General features: G+C 66.2%; 15 protein-coding genes. 13 read left to right on the top strand and 2 right to left on the bottom strand.

Annotation, left to right across the window (positions count from 1 at the left end; genetic code table 11):
* From Q7T84_RS08790 to Q7T84_RS08770, 5 genes are all read left to right on the top strand, one after another.
* The coding region (locus Q7T84_RS08790; protein ID WP_304807842.1) for an acyl-CoA dehydrogenase family protein at positions 1–946 on the top strand (946 nt) is incomplete at its 5' end.
* Positions 947–1495: 549 nt separating this feature from the next.
* Positions 1496–2149 carry a TetR/AcrR family transcriptional regulator gene (locus Q7T84_RS08785; RefSeq protein ID WP_304807840.1) on the top strand — a complete coding sequence of 218 codons (654 nt, stop codon included), beginning with the start codon at positions 1496–1498 and terminating at the stop codon, positions 2147–2149.
* Positions 2150–2343: 194 nt separating this feature from the next.
* Entirely contained in the window at positions 2344–2961 is a 618-nt protein-coding gene (locus Q7T84_RS08780; protein WP_304807838.1) for a TetR/AcrR family transcriptional regulator, read from the top strand.
* A gap of 33 nt (positions 2962–2994) precedes the next feature.
* Complete coding sequence (locus tag Q7T84_RS08775; RefSeq protein ID WP_304807836.1) at positions 2995–3198, top strand: twin transmembrane helix small protein; 204 nt, start codon at positions 2995–2997, stop codon at positions 3196–3198.
* Between the two features lies 1 nt (position 3199).
* Positions 3200–3769 carry a cob(I)yrinic acid a,c-diamide adenosyltransferase gene (locus Q7T84_RS08770; RefSeq protein ID WP_304807834.1) on the top strand — a complete coding sequence of 190 codons (570 nt, stop codon included), beginning with the start codon at positions 3200–3202 and terminating at the stop codon, positions 3767–3769.
* Here Q7T84_RS08770 and Q7T84_RS08765 read toward each other — a convergent pair.
* Positions 3766–4074: a hypothetical protein gene (locus Q7T84_RS08765; protein ID WP_304807832.1), complete on the bottom strand. Its 309-nt coding sequence runs from the start codon at positions 4072–4074 to the stop codon at positions 3766–3768. The genes Q7T84_RS08770 and Q7T84_RS08765 overlap by 4 nt on opposite strands.
* Positions 4075–4232: 158 nt before the next feature.
* Here Q7T84_RS08765 and Q7T84_RS08760 point away from each other — a divergent pair, with 158 nt between their 5' ends.
* The 7 genes from Q7T84_RS08760 (at position 4233) to Q7T84_RS08730 (ending at position 10824) form a co-directional block, all read left to right on the top strand.
* On the top strand, positions 4233–4979 hold the full coding sequence (locus Q7T84_RS08760; protein ID WP_304807830.1) for an electron transfer flavoprotein subunit beta/FixA family protein: 747 nt from the start codon (positions 4233–4235) through the stop codon (positions 4977–4979).
* Entirely contained in the window at positions 4979–5923 is a 945-nt protein-coding gene (locus Q7T84_RS08755) for an electron transfer flavoprotein subunit alpha/FixB family protein (RefSeq protein WP_304807828.1), read from the top strand. The genes Q7T84_RS08760 and Q7T84_RS08755 overlap by 1 nt, the downstream gene beginning before the upstream one ends.
* A 327-nt stretch (positions 5924–6250) precedes the next feature.
* Complete coding sequence (locus Q7T84_RS08750) at positions 6251–7129, top strand: 3-hydroxybutyryl-CoA dehydrogenase (RefSeq protein ID WP_304807844.1); 879 nt, start codon at positions 6251–6253, stop codon at positions 7127–7129.
* Between the two features lie 99 nt (positions 7130–7228).
* Positions 7229–8491, top strand: coding sequence for an EAL domain-containing protein (locus Q7T84_RS08745; protein ID WP_304807826.1), 1263 nt, complete (start codon positions 7229–7231; stop codon positions 8489–8491).
* A 49-nt stretch (positions 8492–8540) separates the two neighbouring features.
* Positions 8541–9404: a TIGR01459 family HAD-type hydrolase gene (locus Q7T84_RS08740; protein WP_304807824.1), complete on the top strand. Its 864-nt coding sequence runs from the start codon at positions 8541–8543 to the stop codon at positions 9402–9404.
* A 45-nt stretch (positions 9405–9449) separates the two neighbouring features.
* Positions 9450–9884: a MaoC family dehydratase gene (locus Q7T84_RS08735; RefSeq protein ID WP_304807822.1), complete on the top strand. Its 435-nt coding sequence runs from the start codon at positions 9450–9452 to the stop codon at positions 9882–9884.
* A 4-nt stretch (positions 9885–9888) separates the two neighbouring features.
* Entirely contained in the window at positions 9889–10824 is a 936-nt protein-coding gene (locus Q7T84_RS08730; protein WP_304807819.1) for a bifunctional riboflavin kinase/FAD synthetase, read from the top strand.
* Between the two features lie 43 nt (positions 10825–10867).
* Here Q7T84_RS08730 and Q7T84_RS08725 read toward each other — a convergent pair whose 3' ends face one another.
* The gene (locus Q7T84_RS08725) at positions 10868–11263 is read right to left on the bottom strand and encodes a GreA/GreB family elongation factor (protein ID WP_304807817.1); all 396 of its coding nucleotides are present in this window, start codon (positions 11261–11263) and stop codon (positions 10868–10870) included.
* A 579-nt stretch (positions 11264–11842) separates the two neighbouring features.
* Here Q7T84_RS08725 and Q7T84_RS08720 point away from each other — a divergent pair.
* On the top strand, positions 11843–12221 hold a 379-nt coding region (locus Q7T84_RS08720; RefSeq protein ID WP_304807815.1), incomplete at its 3' end, for a class I tRNA ligase family protein.

The following is a 12221-nucleotide window of genomic DNA, read 5'->3' as shown; positions in this document are numbered from 1 at the left end:
GCGCGGCTGGATCGGGACCGGCTCGCTCGGGACTCGCTCGGAGATCGCCGCCGAACTGATCCTCGCCCACGGAACAGATGAGCAGAAGCAGCGCTTCCTGCCGGCCATCGCCTCGGGGCAGATCATCCCCACCGCGGTTTTCACCGAGCCGGAAGCCGGCTCGGATCTCGGCTCGCTACGCACCCGCGCGGTTCGGGAAGGCGATGCGTGGATGGTGACGGGGGCGAAGACCTGGATCACCCACGCGGCCCGCGCCGACCTGATGACCCTACTGGTGCGTACCGATCCCACCTCGAAGGACCATCGCGGGTTGTCGATGTTCCTGGCCGAGAAGCCGCGCGGGACCGTGCAGGCGCCCTTCCCGGCCGCCGGCATGGATGGCGGCGAAATCGGGGTGATCGGCTACCGGGGCATGAAGGAGTACGAGATCGCCTTCGACGGCTTCGCCGTACCGCACGCCAACCTGCTAGGCGGCCAGGAAGGCCAGGGCTTCTCGCAACTGATGGCCACCTTTGAAAGCGCCCGGATCCAGACCGCGGCGCGGGCCATCGGCGTCGCTCAATCGGCGCTCGACTTGGCTCTCGACTACGCGATCGCGCGCCGGCAGTTCGGCCAGTCGATCGCCGACTTCCCCCGCGTGGCCAACAAGCTCGCCTATATGGCCGCCGAGATCCTCGGCGCGCGCCGCCTGGCCTGGTTCGCGGCCGGGGCGAAAGACCAGGGCCGACGCTGCGACCTCGAGGCCGGCATGGCCAAGCTGGTCGCCGCGAGGGTCGCCTGGGCCTGCGCCGACAACGCCGTGCAGATCCATGGCGGCACGGGCTTTGCGCTCGAGCAGCCGGTCAGCCGGGTTCTGGCCGACGCCCGCATCCTGAACATCTTTGAAGGCGCCGGCGAAATCCAAGCCCAAGTCATCGCCCGTCGGATGCTCGAAGGCGCCAACTAGACCGCCCCAAAGGGCGTTCCAAGAGCCCCACGGCGTCGCCTTCCACGCATGACGCGGCGCCGCCCCGACCTATTGGCAGGGTTCATGCGCTTTATGTTTCAGCGTTACACGAGCGCGCTCAGCGATTGAGAGTCTTTCAAACTCTCGTGACTTGTACCGAAAAGACCCAAAACTGGCGGGAAACCACTGGTCTGCGACGTCGCGCCACACGGTCAAGCCGTGCCTCCTGGTCTAAACCGAGGATATATTCGTATCGCGGAACGAGTTCGTTGAACACGATCAACAAAACCCTTCGCTTGGACGCGCCGTGTCGAAGGGCTAAGAGGAACATGTGGTCATGATGACCTGCGACACCGCCGTCCGACTCCCCCCGGGCGGTAGCCAATCCAAAGTTGAAGTGGGTCAGTTCATCGCTGGTCTGCGCGCCGCTTCCCACGCCGGGGCGCGCGTCGCGCAGCGCCTCGTCGAGCTGTTCGAGAGAATTGTGGAAGAGTTTTGCGTAAAGTCCGAACCGCGAACGACCCTGGCTATGACGAGGCTCGTCGCCCGATGAAACACGTTTCTGGCAATATTGAAGCCGCTGGCGAAGCCGAGGTCCGCGTCCCGACCCGTCGCGCCCTGGCCAAGCAACAGACCCGCGCCAAGGTCCTGTCGGCCGCCCGTCGCCTGTTCTCGGAGTCGGGTTACGAAGGCGCCACCATCCGCGACATCGCCGCCGAGGCCGGCATGTCGACCGGCGCGGTGTTCGCCAACTTCGCCGACAAGTCCGACCTATTCCGCGAGATCATGATCGCCGACATGGAGTCGCTGGTCGACGCCATGCGTGACGGCGTCTCGCGCGGTCGCGGCGTGGACGACACCCTGCTGAAGCTCTTCATGGCCGGCTACGCCTTCTACAAGAGCCGCCTGCCGCTGGCGCGCGCCGCCTTTGGCGTTTCCTGGCAGCCTGATCAAGGTGCGGAGCTGCGCGGACTGCCGCCCGTGCAGACGATCCATGATCTCTTCACCGAACAACTGACGCTGGGCGTCGAGCGCGGCGAGCTTTCGCAAGAAGCCGAGGCCAAGCTTCGCAGCCAGATGCTGTTCGATTGCTATCTGGCCAATTTCAACGAAGCCATCTTCGGCGGCTGGAGCCTCGAAGCGCTCCAAGCCAAGGCCAAGGATCAGATTCGCGTGATCTTGGCCGGCGCCCGTCGCGGCTGAAAACTGTCCTAAACTGAGGCCAGGGCGAGATTTGATCCAGCGAGATCAGATCTCGCCCGCCGGCTTGCTCAACAGATCGGGCTTTGGCCCCGCGACGAACTGTCGCATCAATACCCTCAATGCATTCCTGAGCCAGATTCACCGTAACCACTAGGCGGGGAACGCACGCATTCGATGTGGGCCGGGGAACGATCTTGAGCGCACGAAAATCCCAGAAGGAAGCGACACGCCAACGCGTGCTCGACGCGGCCCGAGAGCTGTTCGAAACGCAAGGCTACGAGACCACGACGGTTCGCGAGATCGCCACCCAGGCGGCGGTTTCAGTCGGCAGCGTCTTCACCACCTTCTCCTCCAAGGGCGAGATACTTAGCCAAGTCATGGCCGACCGGCTGGACGCGCTCTATGCCGAGCTTGATCGGGTGGTGCCGCATCTACGCGGCTCGACGCCTGATCGCCTGCGCTCGATCTTCGCGATCCACTACGCGTTCGAGACTCGGCGCACCCGGCTGTTCCTGGCGCACATAGCGGCGGCCTATAACTGGGCGCTCGCGCCCACCAGCCGCCCCTATGGGCGCACCCCGCGCCTCAAGCAGGTGATCCGCGACTGCATCGCCGAAGGCGTCACGCGCGGCGACGTCGGACCTCACATCGATCTCGACCTGGTGGTGGACGCCCTGCTGGCCTCCTACGCCTGGACCTATCGCCTGGCGGCGTGGGATGACGCCGACGCCGAGACCATGAGCGCGGTGATGGACCGCCACATCGGCCTGCTCGCCGACGGATTCCGCCCGCTCCAGGCCTTAAGCCGATAGGCCCGGCAGGCCATTCTGAGTTAAACTGGTCCCATGAACATCTTCACCTACCTCGTTCCGATCAGCCTGGCGGCGGTGACCCTCACCTTGTTCGTCGGGCTCTTCGCGCTGTTCCGGGGCGGCGACTTCGGACGATCCTATTCGAACAAGCTGATGCGGCTGCGCGTGCTGCTGCAGGCGGTCGCGATCCTGGTGCTGGTCAGCGCCGTCTGGTGGCGTCACAACTCCGGCGGCTGACATGGTCACGCTGAATAAAATCTACACCCGCACCGGCGACGCCGGCGCCACCCGGCTGGCCAATGGCCAGCAGGTCTCCAAGTCCTCCCTGCGGGTCGAGACCTATGGCGCGGTGGACGAGACCAACGCCTGCGTCGGGCTGGCCCGGCTGCACACCGGAAGCGACGCCGAGTTCGACGCCATGCTGGCGCGGGTTCAGAACGAGCTCTTCGATCTGGGCGCCGATCTGGCGACGCCGCCGCTGGAGGACGAGACCTACACGCTGCGCATGATCGACAGCCAGGTGGAGCGTCTTGAGCGCGAGATCGACGCGATGAACGCGCAGCTGCCGCCGCTGACCTCGTTCATCCTGCCGGGCGGAACCGCGGCTGCGGCCAATTTGCACCTGGCGCGCACCGTCTCGCGCCGAGCCGAACGCATAGCGGTCGCCCTCACGGAATCTGGTGAACGGGTCAGCCCCACGGCGATGAAGTATTTGAACAGGCTATCGGATTTCCTGTTCGTCGCGGCCCGTCACGCCAATGACCAGGGCCGCGCCGAGGTGTTCTGGAAGTCCGGCGCGACGCGCTAGGGCTTCGGCGCGGGGTCCTGCGCCTTCGCGGCGGGCTTGGCCGGCTCATCGCCCACGGCGCGCGCCTTGGCTGCGTCGGCCTTGGCGGCGTTGCGGGTCTCGTCGTTCTTGATGACCCGGCCGGTGATGTCGGAAATCAGCACTGGGCTGGCGCAGGTCCGGCTCCGCCAGTCCCACCAGTCGCCCGCGGCTTCACACTTCTGGCCAGGCCACACCCAGCCGATGTGATAGGCGAAGGCGCCTGCGCTCAGGATGGCGAAAGCGGCGAGGAAGATCAGCTTAAGCCGGTCGATCGTACGGTTCATGGCGTCGTTCTATTCATCGATTAAGGCGGCTGCTAGCCGTCCCTTTCGCCGAAATTGCGGCGAAGTGTGACCCGCCACTGACTTGCAAAGCGCGTCGGAAGCGTTATGCCGCATCCGACCCATTTTTTCGCAATGCAATTTTGAGGCGCTAGCAACCCATGAAGGTGTTGGTCCCGGTCAAACGGGTGATCGATTCAAACGTCAAGGCCAGGGTGAAGTCCGACCAATCGGGCGTCGACCTCGCCAATGTCAAAATGTCCATCAATCCCTTCTGCGAGATCGCAGTCGAAGAGGCGGTTCGCCTCAAGGAGAAGGGCGTCGCCACGGAAGTGGTCGTCGTCTCGATTGGACCGGCACAGGCTCAGGAAACCCTGCGTCAAGCTCTGGCCATGGGCGCCGACCGTGGCATCCTGATCCAGTCGGACCAGGATCTGGAGCCGCTGGAAGTCGCCAAGGTGCTCAAGGCGGTCATCGCGGAGGAAGCTCCCGGTGTCGTGATCATGGGCAAGCAAGCCATCGATGGCGACAACAACGCCACCGGCCAGATGCTGGCGGCCCTGCTCGACTGGCCCCAGGCGACCTTCGCCTCGGCCATCGAACTGAGCGCTGACACCGCCAAGGTGACCCGCGAAGTCGACGGCGGTCTGCAGACCATCGAAGCGACGCTGCCGGCGATCATCACCGCCGACCTGCGCCTCAACGAGCCGCGCTACGCTTCGCTGCCGAACATCATGAAGGCGAAGAAGAAGCCGCTGGACGTCAAGGAAGTCGCCTCGCTCGGCGTCGACCTGACGCCTCACCTGAAGGTCTTGAAGGTCACTGAGCCCGCCAAGCGCTCGGCTGGCATCAAGGTCGAATCCGCTGGCGACCTGGTCGCCAACCTGAAGACCGCGGGGGTGCTCTAATGGCCGTTCTCGTCATCGCCGATCACGACAATGCGTCGCTGAAGGATTCCACCAACAAGACCGTCACCGCCGCGCTGGCCCTCTCGGGCGACGTGGACGTGCTGGTCGCCGGTAAGGACGCCAAGGCCGCGGCCGACGCCGCCGCCAAGATCGCCGGCGTCCGCAAGGTGCTGCTGGCCGAGAGCGACGAACTGGGCCAAGGCCTGGCCGAAGCTGTCGAAGCCACGGTCCTGCCGCTGATGGCCGGCTACGACGCCGTCCTGACCCCGGCGACCTCGCAGGGCAAGAACTTCAGCCCCCGCATCGCGGCCAAGCTGAACGTCGCCCAGATCTCGGAAATCGTCGAAGTCGTCAGCAATGACACCTTCGTGCGCCCGATCTACGCCGGTAACGCGCTGGAAACCGTCCAGTCGTCCGACGCCAAGAAGGTGATCACCGTCCGCGCCACCGCCTTCGCGGCGGCCGGTGAAGGCGGCTCGGCCTCGGTCGAGAACGTCGCCGCGGGCGCGGCCTCGGCCAAGGTGAAGTTCGTCGATCAGCAACTGGTCAAGTCGGCTCGTCCCGAGCTGGCCGGCGCCAAGATCGTCGTCTCCGGCGGCCGCGCCATGGGCTCGGCTGAAGAGTTCTCCAAGGTCATCGAACCGCTCGCCGACAAGCTCGGCGCGGCGGTCGGCGCCAGCCGCGCGGCGGTCGATGCGGGCTACGCCCCCAACGACTACCAGGTCGGCCAGACCGGCAAGGTCGTGGCTCCCGAACTGTATGTGGCCATCGGCATCTCCGGCGCGATCCAGCATCTCGCCGGCATGAAGGACTCCAAGGTGATCGTTGCGATCAACAAGGACGCCGACGCGCCGATCTTCCAAGTGGCCGACTTCGGTCTGGTGGCGGACTACAAGACCGCCGTGCCGGAACTGATGGAAGCTCTGACCGCCGCCGGCAAATAAACCGCCGACGCGCGACTATTTTACGAATGTGATCAGGGGCGGCTCCGCAAGGAACCGCCCCTTTTTCGTGCCCGACCGCAAGATTTCGCGAGTCCGGCGCGCGCACCGGACACTTGAGTGTTCAAACAATACACGCTGAGCGGGATTGTTCTTTGACTGAGGCGCGGTCGCCAAGCGGTCGCCCCTGCGTCAACTCCGCCTTTCCGCGCCGGAACTACGCTGCGTCGCAGCAAAAGCCTTGGCGGCGGCGCCGTTCCCCATGTTAGAAAGCCGTCACAAGCGGCTGCGGCTGGGACCGCGTCCGTGTCATTCGAGGCAGTTTTCGGCATGGTTCAGATCAAGTCGGTCGGCGTCATCGGCGCGGGCCAAATGGGATCGGGCATCGCGCATGTTTGCGCGCTCGCGGGCTACGACGTGCTGCTGCACGACGTCAGTGAAGACAAGATCGCCGCGGGCCTGTCGCTGATCGAGCGCAATCTCAGCCGGCAGGTGGTGCGCGGCATCATCGACCAGGCCGCCATGGACGGCGCCATCGCCCGCATCAAGGGCGCGCCCGAGCTTCAGGCCATCGGCGCGACCGACATGGCCATCGAGGCGGCGACCGAGAACGAAGAGGTCAAGAAGGCCATCTTCAAGGCGCTGACGCCCCATCTCGGCCCGGACACCATCCTGGCCTCCAACACCTCCTCCATCTCGATCACCCGCCTCGGCGCGGCCTCCGACCGCCCCGAACGGTTCATCGGCCTGCACTTCATGAATCCGGTGCCGTTGATGAAGCTCGTGGAGATCATCCGCGGCATAGCGACCGACGCGCCGACCTACGAGACCGCCGTCAACTTCGCCAAGTCACTCGGCAAGACCACCGCCAACGCCGAGGACTTCCCGGCCTTCATCGTCAACCGCATCCTGGTTCCGATGATCAACGAGGCGATCTACACCCTGTACGAAGGGGTCGGCACGGTCGAGGCCATCGACACCGCCTTGAAGCTGGGCGCCAATCATCCGATGGGCCCGCTGGAACTCGGCGACTTCATCGGCCTCGACACCGTCCTGTCGATCATGAACGTACTCTACGAGGGCCTCGCGGATTCCAAGTACCGCCCCTGCCCGCTGCTCGTGAAGTACGTCGAGGCCGGCTGGCTGGGTCGCAAGGCCGGTCGCGGCTTCTATGACTATCGCGGCGAGACCCCCGTCCCGACGCGCTAGGCGGGGCCTTGGCGCCCAGGTTGGGCGCGACGCCTTTAATCCATTCGACTTGCCTAGCTTCGCCGTCCGATACTCCAGGTGATTCGGACACGCGGGTTCATGCGGCAGTTCACCTCGGTGGCGCTCGGCGCCACCTATCTCTGTCTCGCTCTGATCGTCGCCCTGCTGCTGTGGCGGAACGGTGGAGGCTGGGCTGCGGGCGTCGCCGCCCTGGTCGGCGGGCTCGGCCTTTGCTTCGCGGTGCACGGCCTGATCGCCCAATCCCTGAAGCTGCGAACCCTGCGCAAGGAACTGGAGTCCGTGCGCGACGCCCAGCGGATCATGCTCAGCCAGATGGAATTGGTGGACGCACGGATGAGCGAAGTCGCCGACGCGGTCAGCGACGACGTCAACCGCTCCGAGGCGCTCTCCGACGAAGTCCACATGTTGGAGGACCTCGTCGAGCGCATGAGCCACCGGCTGGAGGAGCGCGTCACCGTCGCCCCGTTCCCCGCCCGCCAGGACGTCGGCGCCCGCGCACGGCAATCGGCCGCCCTGCTTGATACGGTCCGCGCCGCCCTGGCCGAGAACCGCGTCGACCTCTACCTGCAGCCCGTCGTCAGCCTGCCCCAGCGCCGGACGGTCTTCTACGAAAGCTATTCGCGCCTGCGCGACGAGAGCGGCCGCGTGCTGATGCCCGCCGAATATCTGTCGGTCGCCGAGCCCGAGGGCCTGGTCACCTCGATCGACAACCTGCTGCTGTTCCGCTGCGTGCAGATCGTGCGCCGGCTGGCCAAGCAGGACCGCAAGGTCGGGATCTTCTGCAACATTTCGATCGCCAGCCTGGCCGACGAGACCTTCTTCCCACAGTTCCTTGAGCTGTTGGCCGACAACCGTGACCTCGCCGGCGCCCTGATCTTCGAGCTGGGCCAGGCCGCGTTCGACGCGCGCGGCGCGATCGAGGCCCGCAACATGAGCCGGCTCGCCGAACTCGGCTTCCGGTTCTCGCTCGACAAGGTCCACGACCTCGACATCGACTTCCACGACCTGGCCCGCGCCGACGTGAAGTTCCTGAAGGTCAGCGCGCCATTCCTGCTGGAAGAGCTGCTGGAAACCGACGACGGCCTGGTGTTCCGCTCGATGCCCGACCTCGCCGCCCAGGACTTCGCGTCCCTGACTCGTCGCTACGGCGTCGACCTGATCGCCGAGAAGGTCGAGAGCGAGCGCCAGATCGTCGATATCCTGGAACTCGACATCGCCTTTGGCCAAGGCCACCTGTTCGGCGAGCCCCGCGCGATCCGCGACTCGGTCCTGGCCGAGACCGATCCGCCGGCCGAATTCCCGCACCGGACCCAGCCCCGGCGCGCCGGCTCGCGAGGCTGAAACCCTTCGGCGCATTGACCTTCGCCGCCCGGCCCGTTACCGCCCGAGCATGACCGCACCCGCCCTGATCTCCGGCCTGTCGGCCGTGGCCGACCGCTACGACGTGTTGCTCTCAGATGTGTGGGGCGTGATCCACAATGGCCGGGAGAGCTTCCCCGCCGCCTACGAGGCGCTCGCCCGCTGGCGCGCCGAGCGCGGCCCGGTCATCCTGATCTCCAATTCGCCACGCCCGTCGAGCGCCGTGCACGAGCAACTCGATGATCTCGGCGTGCCGCGCGAGGCCTGGTCGGCCTTCGTCTCGTCCGGCGACGCCACCCGTATCCTGCTAAGCGGCCGCGCGCCCGGCCCCGCCTGGGCCATCGGCCCCGACCGCGACTTCGTCCTCTATGAGGGGCTCGACCTGGCCTTCGCCGGTCCTGAGGACGCGGCCTTCATCTCCTGCACCGGTCCCGTCGATGACGAGGTCGAGGGGCCTGACGACTATGAGGCGCGGTTCAAGGCGACGATCGCGCGCGGCTTGCCGATGATCTGCGCCAATCCCGACATCGTCGTGCAGCGCGGCGACAAGCTGATCTATTGCGGCGGGGCCCTGGCCCAGCGCTACGAAGAGTTGGGCGGCCAGGTGATCATGGCCGGCAAGCCGCACGCGCCGATCTACGACCTCTGCCTGGGCGAAGCGCAGGTCCTGCTCGGCAAGCACCTGGACCGCTCGCGGGTGCTCTGCATCGGCGACGCCGTGGCCACCGACGCCAAGGGCGCCAACGACCAGGACCTCGATGTGCTGTTCGTCGCCAGCGGCATCCACGGCGCCGAGACGATTGGCGCTGACGGCCTGGACGCCAGCGCGGTCGAGCGCCTGCTCGCCAAGGACGGCGCACGCGCCACCTACGCCATCGCCGATCTGGCGTGGTGAGCAAAAGCCGCTAACTAGGGCGATCGACGGTCAGGAGTGGTGGGCGTGCAGGGGATTTTCTTCGAGGATCTGACCATCGGTCAGTCGGCCGAAACCACCAAGATCGTGGGCGCGGCCGACGTGGAAGCCTTCGCCGCCGTGTCGGGCGACACCAATCCCGTCCACTTGGACGAGGCCTACGCCATGACCACGCCGTTCCAGGGGCGCATCGCCCACGGCATGCTGTCGGGCGCCTATATCTCGGCGATGCTGGGCACCAAGCTTCCGGGTCCCGGCGCCATCTATCTCACCCAGTCCCTGCGCTTCCGACGGCCGGTGAAGATCGGCGACCCGGTCGTCACCCGCGTCACGGTCCAGGCGCTGGACGAAAGACGCGCCCACGCGACGCTCACTACGATTTGCCAAGTCGACGGCAAGACCGTGGTGGACGGCGAGGCCGTGGTCATGGTTCCGCGCCGCAGCACGACAAAGGCCGATTAAGCCCATGCGTATCGTTCACGGCTGGAAGGGCCTGGAGGCCTCCGATCGCGGGGCCGCCGTCGCGTTCGGCAATTTCGACGGCGTCCATCGCGGCCACCAGAAGGTCATCGCCCAGGCGGCCAAGGCGGCCCAGGCGCTAAAGGCGCCGCTCGGCGTCATCAGCTTTGATCCCCATCCTCGGCAGATCTTCCAGCCGGGCGCGCCGACCTTCCGGATCATGAAGACCGACCAGCAGGCCCGAGCGCTAGCCGCCCTGGGCGTCGAGATTTTCCACGTCCTGCCGTTCGACCGCGAGATGGCCGACCTCACCGACCACGAGTTCGCCGCCCAGGTGCTAGCGCGGGGGCTAGGCGTCCGTCATGTCGCCGTCGGCTTCGACGTCTCGTTCGGCAAGGGCCGCACCGGCAGCCCCGAACTGATGGCGGAGTACGGCAAGGAACTGGACTTCACGGTCTCGGTCGCCGACGCGCTGGGTCAGGGCGACACCAAGTTCTCCTCGACTGGCGTGCGCGAGGCGCTGCGCGACGGGTATCCGGAAGCCGCCGCCTTCATCCTGGGCCGCCCCTTCGCCATTGAGGGCGTAGTCGAGCGCGGACGCCAGCTTGGCCGCACCCTGGGCTTCCCGACCGCCAATGTGGCGCTGACCGACTATGTGATCCCCAAGCTTGGCGTCTACGCCACCCGCACCCGCCTGCCCGACGGCCGCGAGATCGCAGGCGTCGCCAATATCGGGGTCAATCCGACGGTGGCCGGCGAGATCGCGCCGCGGCTGGAGGTCTGGCTGTTCGACTTCGACGAGGACATCTACGACCAAGTGATCGAGACCGACCTGGTCGCCTTCCTGCGTCCGGAAGAGAAGTTCGACAGCCTCGCGACCATGACCGTCCAGGTCATGGCCGACGCCGACCAGGCCCGGGCGCTGCTGCTGCCCGAGTTCTAGCCGCCAAAGAGATCGTCGACGGCGGGCTTGGCCGGGCGCGTTCTCAGTCCTCGATCTTCAGGACCTCGATCTCGCGCGGCTTTTCATCGGGACCCAGCCAGCGGAATACGTCGCCGACCGACAAGCCCATCAGCGCCGCCCCGACCGGCGCCAGCACGGAGATGCGGTTCTCGTCCACATTGGCCTCGCCGGGCAGACCAACGCGCACAGTGCGCTCGCGCTGCAGGACGAGGTCGCGATAGGTCACTTGCGACCCTAGGCGGACGAACTTCAGGCGCCGATCAGCGTGGTCGGAGACGATCGCGAAGCGTTCCAACTCCTCCAGCAGCAGGGTGGCGCCCGGCATTGGCGTGCGCGAGGCCCGGCCGATGGCGGCCAGCTTCTCGAAATCGGCTTCGGTCACCCGCACCTTCGGGCGGGCCTTGGTCTTGGTGGTCATGTTCAGTTCCTTGAAAGAGGGTCAGGCGCCGAGGGCGGCGGCTGGTCGTCGGGTTCGGGGAGCGGCCTCGGGGCGCGCGGAACGGCGGAACCCCAGCGATGAGGCATCCGTATTTCACGCACGGGAAAGATCACCCGCAGTATCTGCGGGAGAGGTTTTCTGTTTCGACACATCACGATGCTCCGCGTGACGAAACGTCACGGCTATCGAGATAGTGATCGCGATTTTGGAGGAAGCATCCCCGAACCCTCGGCGCACAGCCGATATGAGTTCGGGGCTAGTCTCCTTGGACTAGTCGGCCCGCATGGTGCGCTCGGCGCGGCATGTTCATGCAAATACTCATCGCACCTAGATAGTGGGGGGCCGCGTGCCGGAAGTCAAATCACGGGCCGGCGGCGCCCTGGCCGGCCAATGGGGGCTCGCGCGCGGCGGCGCCCTCTGCTACAGCCCAAACATGACTTCGGTTCGGAAAACCCTGCGAATTATCCGCCCGGCGTGACGCCGCCGGACGATCGCTCCAGCGCGCGCCGGGTTCCACCCGTCTAAGTCCCCAAGTTCCGAGCCAAGCTGGAAAGTCCCATGGCCGACGACGCCGAAATGCCTTCGCGCGATTACCGCGAAACCGTCTTCCTTCCCGACACGCCGTTCCCGATGCGCGCCGGGTTGCCGAAGAAGGAACCCGAAATCCTGGAGAGCTGGGCCAAGCTCGATCTCTACAACGCCATCCGCGCCGAACGGCAGCGGGCGGGCGCGCCACTGTTCGTGCTGCACGACGGGCCGCCCTATGCGAACGGCGCCATCCATATCGGCCACGCGCTGCAGAAGACGCTGAAGGACTTCGTGGTCCGCTCGCGCTTCCTGCTCGGCTACGACGTGGATTACGTGCCGGGCTGGGACTGCCACGGCCTGCCGATCGAGTGGAAGATCGAGGAAGAGCTGCGCGGCCAGGGCCGACGCA

Source organism: Phenylobacterium sp. (genome assembly GCF_030654915.1).
GTDB lineage: Bacteria > Pseudomonadota > Alphaproteobacteria > Caulobacterales > Caulobacteraceae > Phenylobacterium.
Note: the sequence above shows the minus strand (reverse complement) of the source record. Positions and strands in the feature narration are given on the sequence as shown.

Bases quoted from the DNA above. Each gene is read 5' to 3' on its own strand.
- Q7T84_RS08775 (WP_304807836.1), top strand. From the start codon at position 2,995: ATGAACATCTTCACCTACCTCGTTCCGATCAGCCTGGCGGCGGTGACC.
- Q7T84_RS08730 (WP_304807819.1), top strand. From the start codon at position 9,889: ATGCGTATCGTTCACGGCTGGAAGGGCCTGGAGGCCTCCGATCGCGGG.
- Q7T84_RS08760 (WP_304807830.1), top strand. From the start codon at position 4,233: ATGAAGGTGTTGGTCCCGGTCAAACGGGTGATCGATTCAAACGTCAAG.
- Q7T84_RS08770 (WP_304807834.1), top strand. From the start codon at position 3,200: ATGGTCACGCTGAATAAAATCTACACCCGCACCGGCGACGCCGGCGCC.
- Q7T84_RS08755 (WP_304807828.1), top strand. From the start codon at position 4,979: ATGGCCGTTCTCGTCATCGCCGATCACGACAATGCGTCGCTGAAGGAT.
- Q7T84_RS08740 (WP_304807824.1), top strand. From the start codon at position 8,541: ATGACCGCACCCGCCCTGATCTCCGGCCTGTCGGCCGTGGCCGACCGC.
- Q7T84_RS08785 (WP_304807840.1), top strand. From the start codon at position 1,496: ATGAAACACGTTTCTGGCAATATTGAAGCCGCTGGCGAAGCCGAGGTC.
- Q7T84_RS08765 (WP_304807832.1), bottom strand. From the start codon at position 4,074: ATGAACCGTACGATCGACCGGCTTAAGCTGATCTTCCTCGCCGCTTTC.
- Q7T84_RS08725 (WP_304807817.1), bottom strand. From the start codon at position 11,263: ATGACCACCAAGACCAAGGCCCGCCCGAAGGTGCGGGTGACCGAAGCC.
- Q7T84_RS08750 (WP_304807844.1), top strand. From the start codon at position 6,251: ATGGTTCAGATCAAGTCGGTCGGCGTCATCGGCGCGGGCCAAATGGGA.
- Q7T84_RS08745 (WP_304807826.1), top strand. From the start codon at position 7,229: ATGCGGCAGTTCACCTCGGTGGCGCTCGGCGCCACCTATCTCTGTCTC.